At 66.4% G+C, this 24,243-nt stretch carries 18 protein-coding genes and 3 pseudogenes; 12 read left to right on the forward strand and 9 right to left on the reverse strand.

Annotated elements, in window-relative coordinates; genetic code table 11:
• Nucleotides 1–116 precede the first annotated feature (116 nt).
• Together ACNQQL_RS25395 and ACNQQL_RS25400 are read right to left on the reverse strand one after the other, a co-directional pair.
• Nucleotides 117–2,471 carry a dockerin gene (locus ACNQQL_RS25395; protein WP_347066522.1) on the reverse strand — a complete coding sequence of 785 codons (2,355 nt, stop codon included), beginning with the start codon at nucleotides 2,469–2,471 and terminating at the stop codon, nucleotides 117–119.
• 59 nt (nucleotides 2,472–2,530) lie between these two features.
• Entirely contained in the window at nucleotides 2,531–4,840 is a 2,310-nt protein-coding gene (locus ACNQQL_RS25400) for a LamG-like jellyroll fold domain-containing protein (protein ID WP_416392716.1), read from the reverse strand.
• Nucleotides 4,841–5,254: 414 nt separating this feature from the next.
• On the opposite strand from ACNQQL_RS25400, the pseudogene ACNQQL_RS25405 reads away from it, so the two are divergent.
• Nucleotides 5,255–5,503 (forward strand): annotated as a pseudogene (locus ACNQQL_RS25405) (hypothetical protein); the annotation flags it as partial.
• Between the two features lie 23 nt (nucleotides 5,504–5,526).
• A pseudogene (locus ACNQQL_RS25410) lies at nucleotides 5,527–5,862 on the forward strand (acetate--CoA ligase family protein); the annotation flags it as partial.
• 162 nt (nucleotides 5,863–6,024) lie between these two features.
• On the opposite strand, the gene ACNQQL_RS25415 reads toward ACNQQL_RS25410, so the two are convergent.
• A complete protein-coding gene (locus ACNQQL_RS25415) occupies nucleotides 6,025–7,371 on the reverse strand; it encodes an MFS transporter (RefSeq protein ID WP_347066524.1) in 1,347 nt (448 codons plus the stop codon).
• 273 nt (nucleotides 7,372–7,644) lie between these two features.
• On the opposite strand from ACNQQL_RS25415, the gene ACNQQL_RS25420 reads away from it, so the two are divergent.
• The 7 genes and pseudogenes from ACNQQL_RS25420 (at nucleotide 7,645) to ACNQQL_RS25450 (ending at nucleotide 15,864) form a co-directional block, all read left to right on the forward strand.
• The gene (locus tag ACNQQL_RS25420) at nucleotides 7,645–8,682 is read left to right on the forward strand and encodes a LacI family DNA-binding transcriptional regulator (protein WP_347066526.1); all 1,038 of its coding nucleotides are present in this window, start codon (nucleotides 7,645–7,647) and stop codon (nucleotides 8,680–8,682) included.
• 218 nt (nucleotides 8,683–8,900) lie between these two features.
• Complete coding sequence (locus ACNQQL_RS25425) at nucleotides 8,901–10,682, forward strand: IlvD/Edd family dehydratase (protein WP_347066528.1); 1,782 nt, start codon at nucleotides 8,901–8,903, stop codon at nucleotides 10,680–10,682.
• Nucleotides 10,683–10,714: 32 nt separating this feature from the next.
• A complete protein-coding gene (locus ACNQQL_RS25430) occupies nucleotides 10,715–11,896 on the forward strand; it encodes a fumarylacetoacetate hydrolase family protein (RefSeq protein ID WP_347066530.1) in 1,182 nt (393 codons plus the stop codon).
• Nucleotides 11,897–11,960: 64 nt separating this feature from the next.
• Nucleotides 11,961–12,242: pseudogene (locus ACNQQL_RS25435) on the forward strand (LysR family transcriptional regulator); the annotation flags it as partial.
• 306 nt (nucleotides 12,243–12,548) lie between these two features.
• Complete coding sequence (codB, locus tag ACNQQL_RS25440; protein ID WP_347066532.1) at nucleotides 12,549–13,844, forward strand: cytosine permease; 1,296 nt, start codon at nucleotides 12,549–12,551, stop codon at nucleotides 13,842–13,844.
• A 45-nt stretch (nucleotides 13,845–13,889) separates the two neighbouring features.
• Nucleotides 13,890–15,143 (forward strand): cytosine deaminase, encoded by a 1,254-nt coding sequence (codA, locus tag ACNQQL_RS25445; RefSeq protein ID WP_347066534.1) that lies wholly within the window; start codon nucleotides 13,890–13,892, stop codon nucleotides 15,141–15,143.
• A gap of 46 nt (nucleotides 15,144–15,189) precedes the next feature.
• Entirely contained in the window at nucleotides 15,190–15,864 is a 675-nt protein-coding gene (locus ACNQQL_RS25450; protein WP_347066536.1) for a TetR/AcrR family transcriptional regulator, read from the forward strand.
• Nucleotides 15,865–16,015: 151 nt separating this feature from the next.
• Here the strand turns inward: ACNQQL_RS25450 and ACNQQL_RS25455 are convergent, their stop codons facing one another.
• Nucleotides 16,016–16,453, reverse strand: coding sequence for a hypothetical protein (locus ACNQQL_RS25455; protein ID WP_072444247.1), 438 nt, complete (start codon nucleotides 16,451–16,453; stop codon nucleotides 16,016–16,018).
• Nucleotides 16,454–16,744: 291 nt separating this feature from the next.
• Between ACNQQL_RS25455 and ACNQQL_RS25460 the strand changes: the two genes are divergently transcribed.
• Complete coding sequence (locus tag ACNQQL_RS25460) at nucleotides 16,745–17,482, forward strand: sulfite exporter TauE/SafE family protein (protein ID WP_072444249.1); 738 nt, start codon at nucleotides 16,745–16,747, stop codon at nucleotides 17,480–17,482.
• Between the two features lie 133 nt (nucleotides 17,483–17,615).
• Here the strand turns inward: ACNQQL_RS25460 and ACNQQL_RS25465 are convergent, their stop codons facing one another.
• The 5 genes from ACNQQL_RS25465 to ftrA form a co-directional block, all read right to left on the reverse strand.
• Nucleotides 17,616–18,194 carry an NnrU family protein gene (locus ACNQQL_RS25465; protein WP_347066538.1) on the reverse strand — a complete coding sequence of 193 codons (579 nt, stop codon included), beginning with the start codon at nucleotides 18,192–18,194 and terminating at the stop codon, nucleotides 17,616–17,618.
• 466 nt (nucleotides 18,195–18,660) lie between these two features.
• Nucleotides 18,661–19,200: a TfoX/Sxy family protein gene (locus ACNQQL_RS25470; protein WP_347066540.1), complete on the reverse strand. Its 540-nt coding sequence runs from the start codon at nucleotides 19,198–19,200 to the stop codon at nucleotides 18,661–18,663.
• A gap of 16 nt (nucleotides 19,201–19,216) precedes the next feature.
• On the reverse strand, nucleotides 19,217–20,326 hold the full coding sequence (locus ACNQQL_RS25475) for a malate/lactate/ureidoglycolate dehydrogenase (protein WP_347066542.1): 1,110 nt from the start codon (nucleotides 20,324–20,326) through the stop codon (nucleotides 19,217–19,219).
• A gap of 61 nt (nucleotides 20,327–20,387) precedes the next feature.
• Nucleotides 20,388–21,842, reverse strand: a complete 1,455-nt coding sequence (locus tag ACNQQL_RS25480; protein WP_347066544.1) for a M20 family metallopeptidase — start codon at nucleotides 21,840–21,842, stop codon at nucleotides 20,388–20,390.
• 380 nt (nucleotides 21,843–22,222) lie between these two features.
• Nucleotides 22,223–23,185, reverse strand: a complete 963-nt coding sequence (gene ftrA / locus ACNQQL_RS25485; protein WP_072444261.1) for a transcriptional regulator FtrA — start codon at nucleotides 23,183–23,185, stop codon at nucleotides 22,223–22,225.
• Between the two features lie 114 nt (nucleotides 23,186–23,299).
• On the opposite strand from ftrA, the gene ACNQQL_RS25490 reads away from it, so the two are divergent.
• Together ACNQQL_RS25490 and ACNQQL_RS25495 are read left to right on the forward strand one after the other, a co-directional pair.
• Nucleotides 23,300–23,719, forward strand: a complete 420-nt coding sequence (locus ACNQQL_RS25490) for a rhodanese-like domain-containing protein (RefSeq protein ID WP_347066546.1) — start codon at nucleotides 23,300–23,302, stop codon at nucleotides 23,717–23,719.
• A gap of 90 nt (nucleotides 23,720–23,809) precedes the next feature.
• On the forward strand, nucleotides 23,810–24,136 hold the full coding sequence (locus ACNQQL_RS25495; RefSeq protein ID WP_347066548.1) for a superinfection immunity protein: 327 nt from the start codon (nucleotides 23,810–23,812) through the stop codon (nucleotides 24,134–24,136).
• Nucleotides 24,137–24,243: the final 107 nt, after the last annotated feature.

The following is a 24,243-nucleotide window of genomic DNA, read 5'->3' on the forward strand; positions in this document are numbered from 1 at the left end:
AGCAGCGTGAGGACTGCGACGATCGCAAACTGCCCGAGCAGCCCGTAGCGCCCCATTCGTCCACGCTCTCCGTCCGGTTGCAAACCGCAACCGGACGGTCGACAGGTCGATCAACCTCAATTGCTGAAGATCAGACCGCGAGCGGCGCCATTGACGTAAATCCGGCCATATGTGTTCCAGTCGCCGGCCATCACGCCGAAGTCGCCGAATTGGTGCATGTCATCGTTGAAGCGCGCCCACGTGGCACCACCGTCGTCGGAATGGTAAATGCCCCAGACGCCGTTCAGCGTGCCTTCCACGTAGACCGCGGCCGAGTACGGCGAACCGGTCCGTGCCTTGCCCAAGGCGATCACGGTGGCGCCCAGCGTGCCGTTGGCCGACGCAAAGGCGCCGAGCTTCGCCCAGGTCGCCCCCGAGTCCACCGAGTGGTACACGGCCGTGCCGTCGGCCAGCCAGAGGTCGCCCTCGGCGTTCGGGTTCACCGCGATCGACGTATCCCGCCAGGAATTCCAGGCAAGGTTCGCATTCACGGAGCCCGTGTTCAGCGCGAACGTATGGCCGCCATCGGTCGACACGTAAACCTTGCCGCCCTGCCAACTCCACGACGCGCCGCCCGAATCGTACGCATAGACTTTATTGGGGTTCTTGCGGTCAGCGGCCAGGCGATAGGCCCGAGGGAAGCCGCTCCAGGTGGCGGTGAACGCAGGAAGGTTGGTTGAGGTCCAGCTCGTACCATTGTTTGTGGTGTACGACGGCACCGAGTCGGGCGGTGCCCAGGTCACGTTGTTGCGGGACGGGACCACCAGGTTCCCCACGTTGCTCTGGCTCGCCGCTGCGCCGGCAGGCAGGGACGCGAACGTCCCCCAGCTATTGCCGCTGTCGCCCGACCAGAAGCCCTTGGTGGCATGGCCGTTGGCGTTGTCGACGCCAGCGGCGGCGATGTACGTCGGATCGGACCACGACATGTCGGCCGAATTGCCGCTGCTCCATGTGCTCAAGGGGCCTTTCGTCGGCCTCGTCGAGAGGTCCGTATCGACCCACGTGCCGATGTCGCCCGCGCTGTTGATGAAGTTGTACGACGCACCGGGCGGCGCCGTGACGAGAGCCAGGGTGACGGTCTCCTCGAGGTTGTTGACTTTCGGACTCCAGATCGGCGTGGCCGACGAGGCGTTCATGGTTTCACAGATGCCGCCGCCGTGGATGTGCATGATGTGGTCGCGATTGGCGGGGTCGATCGTGACGCCCTCGACCCAGCCGGCGCAGCCACCCGCGGCAATGCCCGTATGCGGCATGCCGGCCTCGATCTCGTGCCACGTATTGCCACCGTCGTCGGATAGCTGCACGGTCTTGCCGGTGTCGTTCCAGCCGGTCATGCCCAGCGCGATGCGGGCGGTCGAGCCGAGACCGGAGACGGACAGGCCGCCAAAGCCGTTGCCGGTGGAACTGTTGAGCAGCGTCCAGGTGCTGTTGTTACTGGCTCCGTACTTGTAGAGGTAGCTGGGACCGCCGATGCCCTGGCCGACACCCGAGTTGAACACCACGTAGAAATTGCCGTCGGGCGTGCGCACGACGTGCGGGATGTAGTATCCGGACACCGTGGACGGGACCTGCACCGGCGTCCACGAGGCCCCGCCGTTGGTGGACTTGTACAAGGGCGACGTCAGGCCCGCCGCGTGGGCGTAGTCCGGGGCGACGGTAGCCCACATGATCCAGGTCGGCTGTCCGCTACCTTTGCCCGACGTATCGAAGATGACCTGTTCGACGCCGATCGGGGAATTGCCGCCGCTGACCGTGGTGGAGGACAGCCCCGTGACCTGGGCCCAGGTGCGGCCCGAATCGACACTCTTCCACAGGCCGGCCGTGCGCGATCCGTAGAACAGCGTCGAGGGATTGTTGGGGTCGACCTGCAGGCGCTCGCCGGTGGCCCGGCCGTTGTCGTTGCCGCCCACCGGGAACGGCAGGTCATAGTGTGTCCAGGTGTTGCCGCGGTCGCTCGAGATATAGATGCGGCCATTACGACCCTGCGTCACGGTTATGCCTGTCGTCATGTAGACGAGCTGGTCGTTGTTCGGGTCGAGCGCGAGGCTTTCGACACCATGGAAATCGCCCTCGCCTCCGCCGAAACCGATGCCGTCGGTGATGGGCGTCCATGTCGAGTTGGTCGCGTTCCAGCGGTACGCGCCACCAACATCGGTGCGTGCGTACAGCAGGCCCGCGTTGGTCGGATGGTAGATCAGGCCGGTGACATAGCCGCCGCCGCCCCACGTGACGCTGGTCCAGCTGGCCGCTGGCCCGTCGATCTGGCCACGCTTGGTGCCTACATAGGCTCCCGCATTGGTCGCGCCCGTGGCGCCGCCTTGTGTCCCGGTGCCGCTGCCTGCGCCTGTCGTGCTCTCGGATCCGCCACCACAGCCCCATAGCGCACATGCCATCGCCGTAGCGGCCATCCATCGTTGAGAAAACACGGTCATCAGAGAATTCCTTAAAGGAAGAGGTCCATCGCCGGGCCAGCCATCGGGCCCGGCGACAATCAAATCGCCATGAGCGATGCAATCTGCGCAGCGCTGAGCGCACCGCGATAGATGCGGAAATCGTCGATCAGGCCGTTGAACGTGGCGTCGTGGTATTGCGATTTGCCCAGCCAGTTCTGCGTGGTACTGCCAAGGCGGAACGGCGCCTGGAACATCGCCGTGTTGGTACTGACGGGCGTGCCGTCCACGTACATCGTGCCGGTCGAACCCGATAGCGTGACGGCCACATGCATCCATCGCTTGCTCGGTAGCTCGGTGGGGGCGTCGATGATCTGTTCCGGAGGGCCATCGCCGGGGCCGTTGGCCGTCATGGCAAAGCGCGCCCCCGCCCAGCCGTTGCGCAACTGCGCGCGCGGCGTGAACATCATGTAACGGTGAAAGCCCGTTCCGAAATCGAACAGGCGTGCCCACGTTTGCGAGCCGTTCCAGAACACCCAGGCCGCGATGGTGAAGTCCGACACTTCGGTCAGCAGATCGTCGGGCAACGCCACGTAGGCGCCCGAGCCGTTGAGCGAGACCGCGTTGCCGCTGCGCCCCGCTGCCCACGTTGCGCCGTTGAGCGTGCCATTGCGCCCGTTGCCCGAGCTATCGGCGGCCGTGATGCCGCCACCTTCATCAAACGCGAGGTGCGCGAGCAGCTGCTGCGCCGTGATCACTTTCACTTCGTTGGAGAGCGCCGATTCGCCCGCAATCGTTTGCGCTGTCACGACATAAAAATACGTGCCGGCACCGGCTGGCATATCGGTATAGGTCAGCAGATCGGTGATACCGCTCCGGATGGTGCTGTACGGTCCGCCGGCAATGGCGGCGCGCTTGACGTCGTAGCTGGTGGCATTGCTCGCGCCCCACCACGACAGCACCACCTTGCCCGCGCTTGCATAGCCGGTCAGGCCGGTCGGCGTTGCGGCGGGGGTGCCGGGGTCCAGCGTGCAGGTGAGCGTGCCATAGCCAAGCTGGTCGAACCCGCCACTGTTGGGCCCGTAGTTGCCGCCCCCACCCTCCGGTGCCACCGAGTCCGCCGCGCGCTTGGTGTACGGCGCCGCCAGGCCTTTGCGGTTGATGTAATGATTGGCCACCAGCGCCCAGCAGGGCCGCCCCAGGGCGCCGCCTTGCCCACCGTTGGAGAACTGCGTCTGGATGACGCCTGCGCTGTTCTCGTACGTGACAAAAGGCACCGGGTAGAACGTGCCGTCCGCCTGCGTCAGGTTGGCCTTGGCCACGTATTCCGCGCCTGCGAGGAAGCGGTTGTTGTCATGGCCGTACAGGTCGATGCCCTGATTCCAGGCCATCTCGCAAATGGCGCCGGTCAATGCAATGCCGAGCACACTGTGGCCCTGATCGCGGCCGGCTTCCTGCCATTGTCCGAGGTTGCCGGGGTGCATGTAGTACACGGCTTGCCGGATGCAGCCGTTGCTGCCGCCAGTCTTGAAATGGGTAACGGCCTCGTTGACGAGTTCGGCATCGTCGCACAGCACGCCGATGGCCAGGACGCACGCGATGTTGGCCAGGCCCCAGTTGGCCCAGTAGTGCGTGTCCATGGCGGTGTCCACACGGGTCAGGAAAGCATGGCTGACCGGGTAGAAGACATTGCGCATCATCGCCTGAAACGCGGCGAGGCCGGCCGGGTTCCAGCCGCTGTAGCTGCGCATGATTTCGGCTGCGTTGGCGAACTCGTAGCCGTAGATGCCGGCGGCGAGCGCCACGTCGCTGCCGCCAAGCGTCGTCAGCGTCGAGGCCCATTGGTCCAGATACTCCACGGCCTTGTCGGCGTAGCGTTTGTCGTCCGACACCTTCCAGCGCAGCGCGTCGCCATAGGCGGCGGCGATGTCGTTGTAGAGGGCGCCGTAATTCTGACCATGCGTGGGGTCGTTGCCACGATAGATGCCGACCTGCGGGTTCGGCTCGTTCGTCAGGCGCGTGTGACCGTTGGCGACGAGTACGTTCCAGCTATCGATCCAGGGTGAGGCCTTGGCACCCACCTTGGCGCGCATGCGCGCGAAATCCGCCTCGGTATGCAACAGACCCGGATGCGTGAAGCCCTGGATCTGCACGGTGCTCTCCTGCAGCGCGACAGGTGCCTTCTCCGGTGAAGGTGCGTCGAGCAATGTTGGCGTGGTCGCGCTCGGCTGACCGCCGCTGCGCGTCGTTGCTTGCGCGACATTCATGGCGCTGTCGCCGTCGCCCCCGCAACCGGCCAGCAAAGACGCCCCCAGCCCCACCATGAAGTGCCGGCGCGAAGTACTCCTGATATCGTCCACTTCGCACGCATTGTCCGACAGCGCTGCCCCCTTTACCTGATTGCTGTTCATATATCCATTCACTCCATGTTGTCGTTAATGATGAAAGCGCCCGGGTTCAATGTGCGCCGGAGGCGATCTGGCGCGTCAGACCTTCGACAACTGCAGCCTTGCCGACACCGGCCTGCCCGCCCGGTCACCCGCTGCGATCCAGATTCGCGTGTTCGGCGGGGGGTTTGTCGATGGCAACTCTTTTAGCTATCGCTGCCGCCATTCGCAAACCATATTGACGTTCAGGCCGTTCTCACGAGCAATCCGCGAGGTCGATGCATTCGGTCGTTTCGGTTCCGCTGCAAGGACTTTGTCAGGTCTGTTAACTATCGTGCCAGCGATATATTTCGCGGGCGTTATCCTTGCCGTTTTTCGTCATGGATTCAAGACCTCGTGCAACTGACCTGCGAATAAACTTTCGGCCCGGTCGCCGCGCTGTTCCGGTTCGATCACGAGGACAAAGCCGTCGACGACCCGAACGACACGCCGCCTGGCATCAGTGCGGTGACGCTGTGGGCCGCGCGAAGCGAAGTCGTCGAGCATGCGCACGAGACGTCCCGCAACGTCGCCGCCGTCCTGGTCAGCGAGATCGCGCGGACCGTCGAAACGTCCAACAATGCGCTCGTTGCACTCGCCGCCGATCTCGTCAACCCCGAGGTCGCGCGCATGGACGCCGGCCGCCGGTGCGCATGCGCGTTGCGGCGCCCATGGCCGACGCGACTGCTGCGGCAACCGGCATCGACGTCCAGGACCTGCCGTGCGGGCCGCTCGACGAAGCGCAGGCGAAGGCGCTGTTCGCGCGCTTCGGCGTGACACCGGTGCGCGACCGCGTCGTGCGCAACGCAGCGGACGCCGGGCAGGCGGCACGGCACTTCGGCGATCGCGTGGTGCTGAAATTGCTATCGAACCGCGTCACGCACAAGAGCCACATCGGCGGCGGCGCGGTCGGCGTGCATGCCGATGCGATCGGCGAGCGGCTCGAACGCATGCGTGCCGATGTCGAGATCGGCGCCGGTTTTGCGCCGGACGCGTTCCTCGTGCAGGAAATGATCGCGGCGACGCGCGTGCGCGGCCCCCGCCGGCGCCGTTTCACGGCTCGGGTTCGATATCGTGACGTCGGCAGTGCGTGTGTCGTACGTCGCCTTCCTCGTCCTGGGGCGGGCCGCACGATGCGAAAGCCCGCGACGCGACGGAGTGCGAACGGCCTACCGCCCGGCCGGCGGCTGCAGGATGCCGCGCGGAATCAACGCGATCAGCACGCAACTGACCAGCAGGCAGGCGCCCAGTGCGTAAGTTCCGTTGTTGATGTTGCCGGTCATTTCCTTCGCGATGCCGGTGATCATCGAACCCGTGAAGCCGGACAGGTTCCCCACCGAGTTGATCAACGCAATGCCGGCGGCCGCGGCCGTGCCGGACAGGATCTGCCCGGGAAAGGTCCAGTAGATCGGCATCAGCGCAAGGATCCCGCACGTCGCGATGGTCAGGAACAGGATCGACAGCGCCACGTTATGTGCGCACGCCGCGCTCGAGATCAGGCCGATACCGCCGATCAGCGCGGGAATCGCCGCATGCAGGCGACGTTCGCCGGTCTTGCGCGAGTGCGAGGCGTTCCACACCATCGCGAAGATTGCCGTCAGGTACGGAATGGCGGTCAGCAGGCCGATGTGCAGCGGGCTGCGCACGCCCGAAGCACGGATGATCGACGGCAGCCAGAAGGCGAGCCCGTAGAAGCCGGTATTGAACGTGAGAAGGATGAAGGTGAGCAGCCAGACACGCGGGCTGCGCAGCGCGGCGCCGATGCTGTGCGACTTGTGCGCTGCCTCGGATTCGAGGTTGCGCGACAGCACCGCCTTTTCGTCGGCGGACAGCCACTTCGCCGACTGCGGCCCGTCGCCGAGGCAGGCCAGCACGATGAACGCCACCACGATCGACGGCAGCCCTTCGAGCAGCAGCATCCATTGCCAGCCGCTCATGCCCGACAAACCGTGCGTCTGCTCCATCAGCCACCCGGAAACCACGCTGCCCAGCGTCAGGCTCAACGGGATCGCGACCAGGAAACCCGACATGGCCACGCTCTGGCGACGCGCCGGGAACCAGTAGTTCATGTACAGGATGACGCCCGGGAAAAAACCGGCTTCGCACAGGCCCAGCAGGAAGCGCAGCGTGTAGAACATGGTGGACGTCTGCACGTGGAAGAACTGTGCGAGCGGCACGATGAAGGCCATCGACGACGACACGATGCCCCACGTGATCATGATCCGCGCGATCCAGAAGCGCGCGCCGTAGCGGTGCAGCAACAGGTTGCTGGGCATCTCGAACAGGAAATAACCCCAGAAGAAAACGCTGGCGCCGAGCGCATAGACGCTGTCGCTCAGGCCCAGGTCGTCGAGCATCTGCAGCTTCGCGAAGCCCACGTTGACGCGGTCCAGGTAGGCCACGACATAGCAGAGCAGCAGCAACGGAAGGATGTGCCGCATGACCTTGCGATAGAGGGCGTCCTCGGACGAATCGGCCGCGGCCGGTGCGGCAGCGGTCTGCGTGATGGATGGCATCGGTTTGTCTCCTGATCGTGTAGGTCTTCTTCGTACCGGCGTGTTCCGGATGCACGAATGTTACCGATAACATTCCGTCGCAAAAAAAACGCCTGCGAGGCGACGGGAGCGGCCGGTGATCTGATACCGGTAACAAAACAAAGGTAGCATGCTGCGACAGGCGCGTTCAAGCCCCGACGAACGAGTGGTTACCCTAGTGCGCCGCAGGCGACCGGCGCGGTATGCCGCACCGGTATGATGTAGCCTTTACAGGCTTTCCCGATCGCGATTCCGATGCCCAGCCCCACCGCCGTCCGGCCTGCCGGACCGCCCCGCATGTCCGATGTAGCGCGCCTCGCTGGCGTATCGAAGATGACCGTGTCGCGCGTGCTTGCCGGCCACGGCGTGGCCGCCGAGACGCGCGAACGGGTCTGCCGCGCGATCGATCAGCTCGGCTACGTGGCCGATGCTGCCGCCGGGGCGCTGTCGTCGGGGCGGTCGGAATTCGTCGCGGTGCTGGTGCCGTCGCTGTCGAGCTCCAACTTCTCGGACACCGTGCGCGGCCTGACCGACGCACTCGAACCGCACGGCCTGCAACTGCTGCTCGGCGACACCGACTACGACCTGGAGCGCGAGGAACGGCTGGTGCGTTCGATGCTGCGTCACCAGCCGCGCTGCATCGCGCTGACCGGTGCACAGCACACCGATGCGACGCACAAGGTGCTCGAGCGCTTGGACATTCCCGTGGTCGAGATGTGGGACCTGCCCACGCGCCCCATCGACACCGCCGTGGGCTTCTCCAACGTACGCGCCGCGCGTGCGATGGTGCGGCATCTGGCCGATCGGGGTTACCGGCGCATCGGCTTTCTCGGCGGCGCGAGCGAACTGGATCGGCGCGGCCTCGATCGCCTCAAGGGCTACCAGGCGGAAATCAAGGCATCGCGGCTGGGCGAGCCGCGCATCGTCCGGCTCGGTGAATCGCCGATCACCATGAGCCACGGCGGGCCCGCAATGGCCGCGCTGCTGGCGCAGTGGCCGGACACCGATGCCGTGATGTGCGTGAGCGACATGTCTGCGTTCGGCGCGATCATGGAATGCCACCGGCGCGGCCTGTCCGTGCCCGCGGACATCGCAGTGGCCGGCTTCGGGAACTTCGAAGTGGCGACGTGCTGCCACCCGACCATCACCACCGTGTCGGTCGACGCATACGGCATCGGGCTGCGCACCGGCCAGGCGTTGCTGGAGGCGCTGCAGGCGCGCGACGACGGCGAACGCGCCGAGCCTCACAGCATCCGCATCGACTACACGATCGTCGCGCGGCAAAGCGCGTGACACACTGACCGGGCGCATCGGCCGCCGCACGCATCGGTGTGCGCCGATGCCGGACGGACGCGCCGCCGCGGCAGCACGCGCCCCCCCGCCCCTTCCGCTGCTCGCACGCAAAATTCCCTTCCGCCACGCAAAACCCCCGTGCTAACATCCATTGAAATGTTACCGGTAACTATCCGGCACGCATAACCGAAAACGGCCCCCTTCGGAGACAGCCCGCCATGTCACAAATCCCTCGCCGCCTGCGCAGCCAGGAGTGGTTCGACGATCCTGCGCACGCGGACATGACCGCGCTCTACGTCGAGCGCTTCATGAACTACGGGCTGACGCGCGAGGAACTGCAGTCGGGCCGCCCCGTCATCGGCATTGCGCAGACGGGCAGCGACCTGGCGCCCTGCAACCGCCACCACATCGAACTGGCCGAGCGCACCAAGGCAGGCATTCGCGACGCGGGCGGCATTCCGATGGAATTCCCCGTGCATCCGCTGGCCGAGCAAAGCCGCCGGCCCACGGCCGCGCTCGACCGCAACCTGGCCTACCTCGGGCTCGTGGAAGTGCTGCATGGCTTTCCGCTGGACGGTGTGGTGCTGACGACCGGCTGCGACAAGACCACCCCCGCCTGCCTGATGGCCGCAGCCACCGTCGACATGCCCGCCATCGTGCTGTCGGGCGGACCGATGCTCGACGGCTGGCACGCGGGCAAGCGCGTCGGCTCGGGCACCGTGATCTGGCATGCCCGCAACCTGCTCGCTGCCGGCGAGATCGACTACGAAGGGTTCATGCAGCTGACCACGGCATCGTCGCCGTCGATCGGCCACTGCAATACCATGGGCACGGCACTGTCGATGAACAGTCTGGCCGAGGCGCTGGGCATGTCGCTGCCGGGCTGCGCGAGCATTCCCGCCGCCTATCGCGAGCGCGGGCAAATGGCTTACGCCACCGGCAAGCGCGCGGTCGAACTCGTTCGCGACGATCTGCGCCCGTCGAGGATCATGACGCGCGCGGCGTTCGAGAATGCCGTCGTCGTCGCCTCCGCGCTCGGCGCATCGACCAACTGCCCGCCGCACCTGATCGCCATTGCCCGCCACATGGGCGTGGAACTGAACCTGGACGACTGGCAGCGCCTGGGTGAATCCGTGCCGCTACTCGTCAACTGCATGCCGGCCGGCGAATACCTCGGGGAGAGCTTTCACCGCGCCGGCGGCGTACCCGCCGTGTTGCGCCAGCTCGATGCGGCCGGCCTGCTGCGGCGCGACTGCCTGACCGTGTCCGGCCGCGCGATCGGCGAGATCGCCGACACCGCGCAGGACGCCGACCGCGACGTGATCCGTACGCCCGACGCGCCGCTCAAGCATGGCGCGGGCTTCATGGTGCTGTCGGGCAACTTCTTCGACAGCGCCATCATGAAGATGTCGGTGGTGGGCGACGCCTTCCGCCAGACCTATCTTGCCGAGCCGGGCGCGGAGAACACGTTCGAGGCGCGCGCGATCGTGTTCGACGGCCCCGAGGACTACCACGCCCGCATCAACGACCCCGCGCTCAACATCGACGAGCGCTGCATCCTGGTGATCCGCGGCTGCGGCACGGTCGGCTACCCGGGCAGTTCGGAAGTCGTCAACATGGCGCCACCTGCCGATCTGGTGAAGCGCGGCGTGACGTCGCTGCCCTGCATGGGCGACGGGCGCCAGAGCGGCACGTCGGCCAGCCCGTCGATCCTGAACATGACGCCGGAAGCTGCGGTCGGCGGCGGCCTGGCCCTGCTGCGCACGAACGACCGCATTCGCGTGGACCTGAATCGCCGCAGCGTCGACGTGCTCGTCGACGAAGGCGAACTCGCGCGCCGCCGCGAGACGGCAAGCTTCACGGTGCCGCAGGCACAAACGCCCTGGCAGGAACTCTACCGCCGGTTCGTGGGCCAGTTGTCCACCGGCGGCTGCCTCGAACCGGCCACGCTGTACCTGAAGGTGATCGAGCAACGCGGCAACCCGCGCCATTCGCACTGATCCAACCGACCACGACTCCTGCCGAGCTGACCATGCGTACTCTTTCCGTTTCCGACTGCCTGCCGCACGACCTTGCGCAGGCCCTGCTGATCGGCCGTGTGTGGCGGCACGATGGTACCCATGCGGGGCCGAGCGTCGTCGCCGTGCGCGGCGGCGAGATGTTCGACATCACGCGCACCGTGCCGACCACCGCGGACCTGTTCGACCGCCCCGACGCGATCGCCATCGCAGGCACCGCCCCCGGCGAGTCGCTCGGCCGCGTCGAACCGCTGCTGCAGGCGGCGCTCGACGGCGCGTCCGGCGCCACGCATCTGCTCGCCCCTTGCGACGTGCAGGCCATCAAGGCTTGCGGCGTCACCTTCGCCGTCAGCCTGATCGAACGCGTGATCGAGGAACAGGCCGGCGGCGATCCTGCCAAAGCGCGGATCGTGCGCGAAACCATCGCCGCGACCATCGGTACCGACCTGTCCAGGATCGTGCCCGGTTCGGAAGCCGCCATGCGCCTGAAGGCCGAACTCGAGCGCCGCGGCGCGTGGTCGCAATACATGGAAGTCGGAATCGGCCCGGATGCCGAGGTGTTTTCCAAATCCCAGCCGATGTCCGCAGTGGGCTTCGGCGCGGACGTGGGTCTGTTGCCCGTGTCGGTCTGGAACAACCCGGAACCGGAAATCGTGCTGGCGGTGGACAGCAACGGCAGGCCGGTGGGCGCCACGCTCGGCAACGACGTGAACCTGCGCGACATCGAAGGCCGCTCGGCACTGTTGCTCGGCAAATGCAAGGACAACAACGGCTCGTGCGCGATCGGCCCGTTCGTGCGGCTGTTCGACGACGGCTTCACGCTGGACAGCGTACGGCAGGCCAGCGTGTCGCTGCGCGTCGAAGGCGCGGACGACGGCTTCGTCCTCGACGGCATCAGCCACATGCGCGAGATCAGCCGCGACCCGGCCGACCTCGTCGCGCAGACTAGCGGCGCGCATCACCAGTATCCGGACGGCTTCATGCTGTTTCTCGGCACGATGTTCTCGCCGATCCAGGATCGCGACGCGCCCGGCGGCGGATTCACGCATCACCTGGGCGACCGCGTGACCATCTCCACGCCCGCGCTCGGCGCGCTCGTCAATACCGTGCGGCTTTGCACGGAGATCGCGCCGTGGACCTTCGGCGTGCGCGCGCTGTATGCGAATCTGGCCGCGCGCGGGCTGCTTGCTGCTTGAGGCCGGACGCTCGACAACCTGAAGGCGTACGCGTACTGCATCGACGGACTACAGGCCGGCGGCAAGCTTCGTCGATATCCTCGCGGCCGGCTGCGATGCCGGCATTCGCTACGACGAACGCCTCGAACAGGACATGATCGCCGTGCCGATCGGCCCGCGCCCGCAACGCCGCGCAACCGCCGCGGCACCGGCCTATCTCGACCGGCGCGGCCGGCCGGCCCATCCGCGCGAACTGCCCGATCATGCGTGCCTGCGCGGCCGCTTGCCAAGGCACGCCCAGCAGCCCATCGATCATGAAACGCCATCTAACCGGGACGATACTGTTCACGGAAATGAGCCACGGGCGCGGCTTTCCGCGAGTGCCGAACGGCATCCTCAGGAAATTGAAAAGCCCCCCACTTTGTTTCGCTCTCCGTGTTGATTTGCACGTAAGCACTTCGCACCCCAAGGGGTGAGCCAACGTAACGTACAATTTTTTCCGGATTCTGAAGCAACAGTCATGTTTCCCTGTTTTCGTCTGTCGCCGACTCAAATTTTTACCCTCGTCAAAATTTTGGCCGGAGAGAATGACACGCTGATACAGCGCATCACCCATCCAGGCACAGCCCCGCAAACCCTTTCAGACCCAGCCAATCGCTGACCGGGAGACAAGATGCCCACGAACCAGGATTCACGCCCGACGGACGAAACGGATCACGGAGAATTCTCGCTAAGCGAAGTCCCGCTCGAGAAACGCACCGGGTTCCTGTCGATCACGATGGTGTTGTTGAGTTTCACGTTCTTCACGGGAACGATGTTTGCCGGCGGCAAGATCGGTGTCGCCTTCGACGTCGTCGGCATGATCCAGATCGCCGTGATCGGAAACCTGTTGCTCGCCGCCTATGCGGCGTCGCTTGCGCTGATTGCCGCGCGCAGCGGCCTGAATGCCGTGCTGATGGGGCGATTCTGCTTCGGGGAAATCGGTAGCAAGCTGTCCGATTTTCTGCTCGGCTTCGCCGAACTCGGCTGGTACGCATGGGGAACCGCAACGGTGGCCATCGTATTGGTCAAGCTGCTTGGGTGGCCGGCCTCCGTTACCACGCCGCTGATGATCCTCTTCGGCTTCGGATTTTCCATCACGGCCATCATCGGATATCGCGGCATGGATGTGCTGTCGCGCGTCTCCGTGCCGTTGATGTTCGTGCTTCTGATGACGTCGATGTGGATCGCCACCCGCGATATCGGCGGCTGGGCCGGCCTCACGCACGTCGTGCCGTCTCATCCGATGCAGTTCTCGGCGGCCGTGACGATGGTAATCGGCACCTTTGCCAGCGGCGCCACCCAGGCAACCAACTGGACGCGCCTCGCACGCAGCGCGCGCAGTGCCGTGTGGGCAAGCATGATCGGATTCTTCGCGGGCAACGGCCTGATGATCGTCGCGGGCGCATACTGTGCAATCGTCTATCAGCAAGCCGACATCGTCGAGGTGATGATGCTGCAAGGCCTGTCGATCGCAGCGGTCGTGATGCTGTGCCTCAATCTCTGGACCATCCAGGGGCCGACGATGTACAACGTGGCGGCCGCCGGATGCCATCTGCTGCGCACCGAACGGCGCCGCGCGCTCGTACTGGTGGGCGCGGCGATCGGCATCGTGCTCGCGGTCGGCGGGATGTACGAGTTGCTGATCCCGTTCCTGGTGCTGCTCGGCTCGATCATTCCTCCCGTCGGCGGCGTGATCATGGCGGACTACTGGTACCGCCATCGCGGGACATACCCGTCGCTTGCCACCGCCCGCCTGCCGCGCTTCAATCCGGTCGGTCTGGCCGCGTATGCGATCGGCGCCATACTCGCCTATACATCGCCGTGGATCGCACCGATCGTCGGCATCGCGGCGTCCGCCGCCGCCTACATCGCGCTGCTGCAGATTTCCCGTGCGTTCTCCCGCGAACCGTCCGTCCAGGGTGAATGATTTCGCTTCACGCCCGCCCGGCCCCCACAAACAAAAGGAATCCTCATGAAAATCGTCAACGCCAGATTGCGCGGCCATAGCGGCCTCTTCACGATAGACATCGATACGGACACGATTCGCGGCATCGACCTCCAGCCGTCGCAGCTGACGCCGCCAGGAGACGACGTCATCGATGCAGGCAGCAATCTCGTCATCCCGCCGCTGGTCGAGCCGCATATCCATCTGGATGCGACGCTGACCGCCGGCGAGCCCGAGTGGAACATGAGCGGCACGCTGTTCGAAGGCATCGAGCGGTGGGGCCAGCGCAAGGCCACGATTACGCATGACGATACGAAAGCCCGCGCCCACACCACGATCGGGATGCTGCGCGACAACGGCATCCAGCACGTGCGCACGCATGTGGACGTCACCGATCACACGCTTGCCGCATTGAAGGCGATGCTCGAGGTCAGGGACGAGGCGCGCGATCTGATCGACCTGCAGATCGTCGCCTTCCCTCAGGAAGGCATCGAATCGTTCGAGAACGGACGTGCGCTGATGGAGCGCGCGATCGAAATGGGCGCCGACGTCGTCGGCGGTATTCCGCATTTCGAGAACACCCGCGATCAGGGTGTGAGTTCCATCAAGTTCCTGATGGATCTCGCGGAACGCAAAGGCTGTCTGGTCGATGTCCATTGCGACGAGACTGACGATCCGCATTCGCGCTTCCTGGAGGTGCTCGCCGAGGAAGCGCGGGTTCGCGGGATGGGCGCGCGCGTCACCGCCAGCCACACGACCGCCATGGGTTCCTACGACAACGCTTATTGCTCGAAGCTGTTCCGCTTGCTGAAACGGTCGGGAATCCATTTTGTATCGTGTCCGACCGAAAGCATCCACCTGCAAGGACGTTTCGACACCTTCCCGAAACGACGCGGCATTACGCGGGTGGCGGAACTCGATCGCGCCGGCATCAACGTGTGCGTCGGACAGGATTCGATCAAGGATCCGTGGTATCCCGTCGGCAACGGCAACATCCTGCGCATCCTCGACGTCGGCCTGCACGTGTGTCACATGCTCGGTTATGACGACCTGCAGCGATGCCTCGACTTCGTCACGGAGCACAGCGCACATGCGATGTCGCTGGGCGACCGTTATGGCATCGCCGTCGGGCGGCCGGCCAATCTGCTGATCCTCGATGCCGATTGCGACTATGAAGTGATACGCAAACAGGCAAAGGTGCGAATGTCGCTCCGCGCCGGGAAGGTCATCATGCAGCGCGCGCCTGAACGCATCACCTATCCTGAAGCGGGCACGCGTTGAGCGGGCAACGACAACGCTGGTCCGACATGCTGGCGGAAGAAAAGCGATGAACCCGTCCGAACCGATTGCAGGAACGCCCGCCCGGCACCACGGCCGGCGGGAAGCGCTGCGCGACACGCTCGAGGCGGCCATTCTCGCCGCTGCCGAAGAATCGTTTTCCACGTACGGCTTCGAGGGGAGTTCCGTTGCGAAGATCGCGGCGGCCGCCGGCTTGTCGAAGCAGAACCTGATGTACTACTTCCCCACGAAATTGGCGCTTTACAAACGCGTGCTGGACGACGTATTGCGCGACTGGCTGGGCAGGATGCGGGAGTTTGCGGCGCCCAGTCGCGAGCCCGCGGAAGCGATGTCGGCCTATATCCGGGCCAAGCTCGAATTCTCCAGAAATCGCCCGCATGGATCGCGGGTTTTTGCGCTGGAAATCATCGGCGGGGCAAAGACCTACGGAAAGGAAATCCGCAAGCAACTGATTCCGGTGTTGCGCGACGACATCCGGGTGCTCGAACGCTGGATCGACGAAGGCAAGGTCAGGCAGGTCGAAACGGAGCACCTGTTCTTCCTGATCTGGGCAGCCACGCAAGCGTATGCGGATTTCGCTCCCCAGATGCTGCTGGTGCTCGGCAAGCGCACGCTGGGAAGCGACGATTTCGACGCGGCTTACCGCACCATCTCGAGCCTGGTGCTCAACGCGCTGATCACCGAAGACGGAATGACCGCTTGACCGCCTCCGTCGCCACATGCATGGCGATCACGGAGGCATGCCCTGCCCCGGCACCATCAGCGCTCGCCGGGGAAATGCGGGACGACGTCGCGACGCCGTGCGCTTCGCCGTCGTGCGCTCGCCCCACTGCGGCTTGCCGGCGAACCGCCGATCAGTCGTCGTGCTTGTAGCGCTTCTTGTTCTTGTGCTTGTTGCCGCGGTAGTAATCGTTGGAGCGCGAGTTATTGCGCGACACGTGGCCGCCCAGCGCCGCACCCGCGCCGCCGCCCACCGCGGCGCCGACGAGACTGCCGGCCGTGCCGCCCATCGCGTTGCCCGCAGCGGCACCCGCGCCACCGCCCAGTGCGCCGCCGACTACGGCACCCGTGCGTTCGCGTTTGTTCGACGTCACCGCACCGCCCGCGCCACCGCCGACGGCCCCGCCGATGATTGCGCCCGTGCTTCCGCCGACCGCGTTGCCGACCGCCGCGCCCGCGACGCCACCCAGCGCGCCGCCCAAGGCATTGTTCGTGTCGCTTGCCACGGCAGGCAGCGACGCCACCGCCGTCACACCGACCACCACTGCCATCCCGGCCAATTTCTTCAGCATCTGTCTGCCCTTTCCAATTTCTGAGATATCGACGGGCGAATTTAGCATCTTTCAGGTAGGCCCACCGTGATAAAGCGTTAAATCGGGCGTTCTCCTGGCAGAAACCGCCGCCAAGCCGAATCCGGCCGGCATGTTCGCCCCCGCCACGCGCGACGGACGTTCCGCATCGGCTCCCCGGATGCCCCCCGGCGTTCTTCCTTCCCGCGCCCGCGATCCTGCATTACCATCGTGCGTCCGCCGCGCCTGCCCCCTCCGGCAAGCGAGCCCAGCCACCTCCCCGCTCCCGCACCGATGCTCGCCCTCGTCATCCTCGCCGGCCTCTGGGCCGGCCTGCAGAACACCCTCGCGGGCGGCGGCTCGTTCATCACGCTGCCCGCGCTGATCGTGTCGGGCATGTCGCCGCTCGCGGCAAACATCACGTCGACGGTCGCGCTGTTTCCCGCGCAGGTCACGACGGGCTGGGCGAGCCGAAACATGGTTCGCGGCGCGGGCAAGCTGTCGTTTCGCGCGCTGTTCGCGATCAGTGTCGTCGGCGGCGCGCTCGGCGGGCTGCTGTTGCTGAAGACGCCTTCGTCGATCTTCTCGCGCCTCGTGCCGTGGCTCGTGCTGTTCGCGACGATCGTGTTCGCGTGGGGCAGCTTTTTCCGCAAGCCGAGCGAAGGCACCGCACACCTCGGCACGATTCCCGCCGCGATCTCGCAGTTCATGATCGCGATCTACGGCGGCTACTTCGGCGGCGGGCTCGGCTTCCTGATGATGGCCACGCTGACGATGGCCGGCCTGTCGCCGCGTCACGCGATGTCGACGAAGAACGCGCTCGCGGGCGTGATGAACGCATCGGCCGTCGTGCTGTTCCTGACGTCGCCACAGTTGCATTGGGGCGCGGCACTCGCGCTCGGCGGCGGCGCGATCGTCGGCGGGCTGCTCGGCACGTGGGCGCTGCATCGCGTGAACGAACGCGTACTGCGGATCGGGATCGTCTGCATCGGCGCGTTGCTCACCGTCGGGTTGTTCGTCAAGCCGATCTGATACACGCACACCGTTGCCGCCGCAACGGCAGTCATTCCGGTTCAACGCCCGCGGCCCGGCACAAAGCGATCCTGCTCGGCGCGATGCTCGACGATTTCCTGCCGTGGCTGCCGGTCCGGGCCGGCGCGAGCGTTCAGCCGAACGGCCGCACGCCGATCAGCGGGCCATGCAGGAACAGCGCGAACACGGCCCACACGACGAGCCCGGCCACGATCGTCACCGCGTCGCCCGACAGCTTGCCAGCCGGATAACGAACGCCGTCGCGGCGATCGCGCGTACGCGACACGACGAAATCGACGAGCGCCCACACGAAGAACGCGCCGAACAGCACGACCGCGTGCACCGTGCCGTTCATGAGCAGGTGCGCAACCGCCCAGACCATCACGCCGGCCAGCATCGGATGCCCGACGAGCGTCTTGATGCGGTTCGCAGGCACATACGACGCGGCGATCAGCACGAACGCGACTGCGGTCAGCATGCCGGTGAGGTGGCGCACGCCGACGGGCGACACCCACAGCAGCGCCGCGCCCTCGCGCGCGATTCCGTAACCGCGGACGATCAGCACGAAGCCGACGATCGACGCGACCGCATAGCCGGCCTTCCAGCCTTTCTCGCCGATTCGCGCGATCATCGCGGAGCGCCAGCCGTCGGCGACGATCCGGATCGAGTGCACACCGAGGAAGATCGCTAAACCGAGAATCAGGACGAGCATCGGCTGTCTCCGTCTGGAATGATGAGTGGGGGAGCGTGCCGCGCGGCGTACGATGCGCCGTTCGCGGAGCCGGCGGCGAGGCCGGTGCGGGTCGCGCGCGGGCACGAGCGCGATCCGCGCCGATCATAAACGCCGGGGCCGCCGTTGTGAAGCATGCAGAATGTGCGGTGCGGCAAGCTTTACGCTTTTGCGTGCCCGATCTGCGGTCGCCCCGGTACCCTCATGTTTGCCGCCAGTAGCCCTTGCTGCGTCGATATTCGACGCATTGGCGTGGACGCGACGGTGCCGGCGAGCGCGCCCATCGCCGATAAGCGGGATTGACTGGCGCAGGCTTGGCGCAAACACGCGGCGAACATCCGCGCGAGCGTACGGCAGCCGCCGCGCGACGCGCGAATCGCCCGACGACCGAGTAGTGAGAAAGAAAGGAGAACAGAAATCACGAAGCCGTTGCTTCGCGTGGTCGGCACTAGGATTTCTTACGTGCCGATGACGATTTCGAAGCCAATTTGGGCGCCATGTCGGGCAACGGCTTTGCAGTCCGCTTCGATGCCGGCTTCGATTTCTGCCCCGTCGTCGATTTTGGCGCGGGTTTCGGCGAAGCTTTCGGCGCCGCCTTCGATGCCGGTTTCGGCGCTGTCTTCTGCGCCGCCCTCGCCTTGCGCTTCGGCGGCCCCGCCAGCAGTGCCGCGCGATACGCGCCGCGACACCAGTCGAACAGCGCGCCCGCATCCTCGAGCACGTCGGCCGGCGTCTCGTAGTAGCCCTCGAGCGCGACGGTACGCGTGCGTCCCGAATACGAGAACGGCCCCATCCCCGCCGCGACGAACGCCGGACGGTTCACGTCGTCCACACGCAGGAACAGCGACCCGCGCGCCAGGAAGCCGAACATCACGCCGTCGAGCCGCAGCGCAGCACCGCTGAAAAAACGCGTGACTTCGATATGGCCGAGGCTCGCGATCTGGTACGCGATCTCCTCGCCATGCGCCTTGTCCGCCTGCCAGCTCATCGGCCGCCCTTGTCCATCAAGCGGCGCCGATACAGCGCTGCGTCCACGCATCGAGCGCCGCGTCGTCGAAGCCGACGGCCGCCGCACTGCTGCGAATCTGCCGCCACGTCGCGCGATCGACCGGAATGCCGCCGGCGCCGCGCGCGGCGCGGCTCGCCTCTTCCGGCTCGCCGGGCACCTGCACCGGCGCATCGCCCGCCTGCGGCGACGCCTTCGCCCATGCGACGAACGCATCGGCTTCGCGCTCGGCATCGGCCGCGTCGAACGCTTTCGGGTCGATCAGCACCGACAGCATCCCGTTCACGATCGCGCTCGTCTTCTGCAGCGTGCCGCCGTACGTCGTATGCCCGCCGACGAGCGCGCCGCCGAAGATCTCGCACATCGCCGCGAGCGCGTAGCCCTTGTGCAGCCCGAACGGCAGCAGCGCACCGAACGGCTGCTCGTGCATCACGGCCGGATCGTCGGTCGGCTGGCCGCGGTGGTCGATCAGCGACCCGGCCGGCACGCGCTTGCCCTGGTTGTGCGCGACGCGCGTCTTGCCGTATGCGATCGCGCTCGTCGCGAAATCGAGCAGCAGCGGCTGCCGGCCCGCACGCGGATACGCGGCGCAAAACGGGTTCGTGCCGAAGCGCGGATCGGTGCCGTGCAGCGGCGCGACCAGCAGGTCGCCCGGCACGTTGACGAAATGGAACGACACGAGCCCCGAGCGCGCGCACTGCTCGGCCCAGTGCCCGATGCGGCCGAGGTGATGCACGTCGCGCAGCCCGATCGCGCAGATGCCCATGCGCCGCGCGCGCTCGATTCCCTCGACCATCGCCTCGAACGCGATCACCTGGCCGAAACCGCGCCCGCCGTCGATCGTCAGCACCGCGCCGCCGTCGCGGACGATCGACGCGTGCCCGTTCAGCTGCAACTGCCCTTCCCGCCACGACGCGACGTAGTTCGGGATCATCCCGATCCCGTGCGAATCGTGGCCCGCGAGATTCGCGCCGACCAGATGATCGGCGACGAGCCGCGCTTCGCGCTCGCTGCTGCCGGCCCGTTCCCAGAGTGCCGCGACGAACGCGTGCAGCGGTTCGGCGCGCATGCGCAGCGGTTCGGTGTCGGGCGTCGGCAGTGCGGTCATCGGCAGGGTTCCGTCAGGTCGGATCGGGTTGGGCAATCGGGACGTCGAACGGCCGCGACGATCAGCGCGCGGTCGCGATCACGTCGGCAACCGCCGCGGTCAGCTTCTTGGCGTAAGGCACGTGCAGGAACTCGTTCGGCCCGTGCGCGTTCGACTTCGGCCCGAGCACGCCGCACACCATGAACTGCGCGGACGGGAAGCCTTCCTGCAGCACGTTCATCAGCGGGATCGTGCCGCCGAGGCCCATGTACGCGCAGTCCGCGCCGAAATGGCGGCGCGACGCGGCGTCGAGCGACGACGCGAGCCACGGCGCGAGATCCGGCGCGCTCCAGCCCGTCGCGGCGCCCGCGTCCGGCTTGAACGTGACCTTCGCGTTGTACGGCGGATCGAGTTCGAGCAGTTCCTTCAGCTGCTGCACGGCCTGCGCGGCATCGACGAGCGGCGGCAGACGCAGCGACAGCTTGAACGCGGTGCGCGGACGCAGCGCGTTGCCCGCATCGGCGAGCGCCGGCATGCCGGCCGCGCCCGTCACCGACAGCGACGGACGCCACGTCGAATTCAGCAGCGCCTCGCGCGGATCGGTCGTGGTCGGCAGCACCGGCTTGCCGTCCGCGCCGCACGCCCACGGCAGCCCCTTCCATACAGCATCGCCGAGGATCGCGGCGGCCACGTCGGCTTCGCGCACGCGGCTCGACGGGATCTCGCAATGGAACACGCCCGGCAGCAGGTTGCCGTTCTTCGCGTCCTCGAGACGCTCGAACAACTGGCGCATCACGCGGAAGCTCGACGGCGCGATGCCGCCGTAGACGCCCGAGTGGATGCCTTCTTCCAGCACCTCGACCTGCAGGTCGCCGGACACGAGCCCGCGCAGCGACGTGGTGAGCCACATCTGGTCGTAGTTGCCGGCGCCCGAATCGAGACACACCACGAGCGACACCTGGCCGAGCCGGCCGCGCAGCGCGTCGACATACGGCAGCAGGTCGTAGCTGCCCGATTCCTCGCAGGTCTCGATCAGGCCGACGCAGCGCGGCCGTTCGATGCCCTGCTCGTCGAGCGCGCCGAGCGCCGCGAGGCTCGCGTAGATCGCATAACCGTCGTCCGCGCCGCCGCGGCCGTAAAGCTTGCCGTTCTCGAACTTCGGCGTCCACGGGCCGAGGTCCGCGCGCCAGCCGTCGAATTCGGGCTGCTTGTCGAGGTGGCCGTACAGCAGGATCGTGTCGGTACTGCCCGAGCGCGTGGCCGGCGATTCGAAGAAGATCACCGGCGTGCGGCCCGGCAAGCGCACGATCTCGAGCTTCAGGCCTTTCACGGGCTGGCGTTCGGCCCACTGCGCGGCATCGGTGACGACGCGCTCGAGATAACCGCGCTTCTCCCAGTCGGGATCGAACGCGGGGCTCTTCGCGGGGATCGCGATGTAGTCGGTCAGTGCGTGGAGGATTTCATCGTTCCACTTGCGCTCGATGAAGGTAACGAGCTTGTCATGGTCGAGGACGGGGGTAGTGTCGACGGAGGTCATGGTGGGGGCCTGGATCGGGCTGACGAAAATCCAGATCATACGCCGTTGATCCGCCGTCCGCGCCCCTTCCGCGTGCGTTCAGATGGCCTGCGGGAACGCGTCGCGCAGCCCCGCCGCGCATGCGAGCGAACCGACCATCGGGGCCTGGATCAGCGGCAAACGGGAAGGCAGCATCGTCATTGAAATCACCCTTCGGAAGAAATTGTTGTCGCGCGCGCCGGCGGCGCACTTCCAATGCACCCCAGTATGACTTGTGCTTCCCCGGCTTTGCGCACGACACGCACGGCGTCGAAGTCGAGGACGATGTTTACCTGATCGCGTGGATCCGGCAAGCCAGGCGCGATACGAACACGCGCCGAGCGTGCTCGGTCGGGCGCCCGCTATCTTCCGCCGCGATCCATCCCGCGCCGGTACGCGGCCGGGCTCGTCGCCGCGACGCGCCGGAAATGCCGGCGCAATGATTCCTCGGAGCCGAACCCCGCGCGCGCCGCGACCTGCGCGAGCGGCAGCGCGGGTTGCGCTTCGAGCATGTCCTTCGCGACGTTCACGCGTTCGCGGATCAGCCACGCGAGCGGCGACATCCCCGTCGCATCCGCGAATTGGCGCTGCAGCGTACGCGTGCTCATCGCGGCCTGCGCGGCGAGCGACGCGAGCGTGTGCGGCTCGGCCGCGTGCGCGCGCATCCAGTCGATCAGCTTCGCGAGCCGGTCGCTGCCGCCCGGCGCGACCGGACGCGGCACGAACTGCGCCTGGCCGCCGTCGCGATGCGGCGGCAGCACGAGGCGTTGCGCGACACGGTTCGCGATGGCGCCGCCGTGATCGCGGCGCACCAGATGCAGCAGCATGTCGAGCCCCGCCGCCGAACCGGCCGACGTAACGATCTGCCCTTCGTCGACGTACAGCGCATCGGGATTCACGCGCAGCGCCGGGTAACGCGCCTGCAGGCGCTGCGCGTAACGCCAGTGCGTCGTCACGGTGAGCCCGTCGAGCACGCCGGCCGCCGCCAGCACGAACACGCCCGAACAGATCGAACAGAGCCGCGCGCCGCGCCGATGCGCGGCCCGCAGCTTCTTCAGCAGCGGCTCCGGCGGCAGTTCGTCCGGATCGCGCCAGCCGGGAATCACGATGGTGTCCGCGCGATCGAGCGTCGCGAGCCGGTACGGCGCGGCGACCGTGATGCCGCCCGCCGCGCGCACGGGCCCCGGCTCGCTCGCGCACACCGCGAAGCGATACCAGTCGACCCCGAGTTCGGGGCGTTCGAGTGCGAACAGTTCGACCACGCAGCCGAATTCGAACGTGCAGAGGCGATCGTAGGCGAGCGCGACGACGAGATGATTGTGCATGGCGCGATGTTACCGGAACTTGTCGATCGCGCCACTGCCGCGAACCGCGCCGAACCGCGATACTGCCCTCCATCCCGGCACATTCCGCGCCCGTTCATCCAGGAGAGCCTGCCCATGTCCTTCGTCACCGACGTGCCCGCCGCCGACAGCCCCGCCGCCCTCGCGCATTTCGAGGCATCGCTGCGATTCGAGACCGATTGCTGGGACGTGCACGACGCGCTCGCGTCCGGTTCGCCCGATTTCGTGCTGCTCGACGTACGCGGCCCCGACCAGTTCGCCGCCGGCCACGTGCCCGGCGCACGCAACCTGCCGCGTCGCAAGATCGTCGCGGGCAAGCTCGCCGGTTATCCGGCCGGCACGCTGTTCGTCGTCTACTGCGCGGGCCCGCACTGCAACGGCGCCGCGCGCGCGGCGATCGAACTCGCGCGCCTCGGCCGCCCCGTCAAGCTGATGATCGGCGGCGTGACGGGCTGGCTCGACGAAGGTTTCGCGTTGAGCAACGAACTGCAGCCAGCGGACGCCGAAGCCCGCTGATCGTTATTAAAAACGCAACAATCAATTGCCGGCACACAAACGGAAAAAGCGCGACAATCGGCCACATTGCAGTTCGGACGGAGCAGCACAATGAATGATGCAGTCCTGATTCAAGTGGCCGGTTCGGTCGTCGCGATCGCGCTCTATTTCCTGCCGGCCGTCATTGCCGACCGGCGCGGCCGGCACGACAAGCTGACGATCGCGATGTTCAACGCGCTGTTCGGGTGGACCGGCATCGGCTGGCTGATGACGCTGTACTGGGCGTGCCAGTCGAACCCGCGCACCGATGTCGCGCAAACGATCCTCGCGAAGCGCCGCGGCATCAGCATGCGGACCTTCTCGACCGGCCTCGTCGAACGCGTGCAGCGCCGCGTCGCCGCCCAGGAGCAATGGGCGGAGAAGCAAGGCTGCCGCTAGCAGGCTGTTGAAAAACGCCTCGTCTTGATCACGAGGTCGCTGCGCAAAAGGATTTCGTATGCGATTGGCTGCTGAGTTGGCGACGGATCGTCGAAGCTGGACCGCTC

The sequence above is a fragment of the Burkholderia sp. LFS061 genome, assembly GCF_047978125.1.
In the GTDB taxonomy this organism is placed as follows: domain Bacteria; phylum Pseudomonadota; class Gammaproteobacteria; order Burkholderiales; family Burkholderiaceae; genus Burkholderia; species Burkholderia pyrrocinia_C.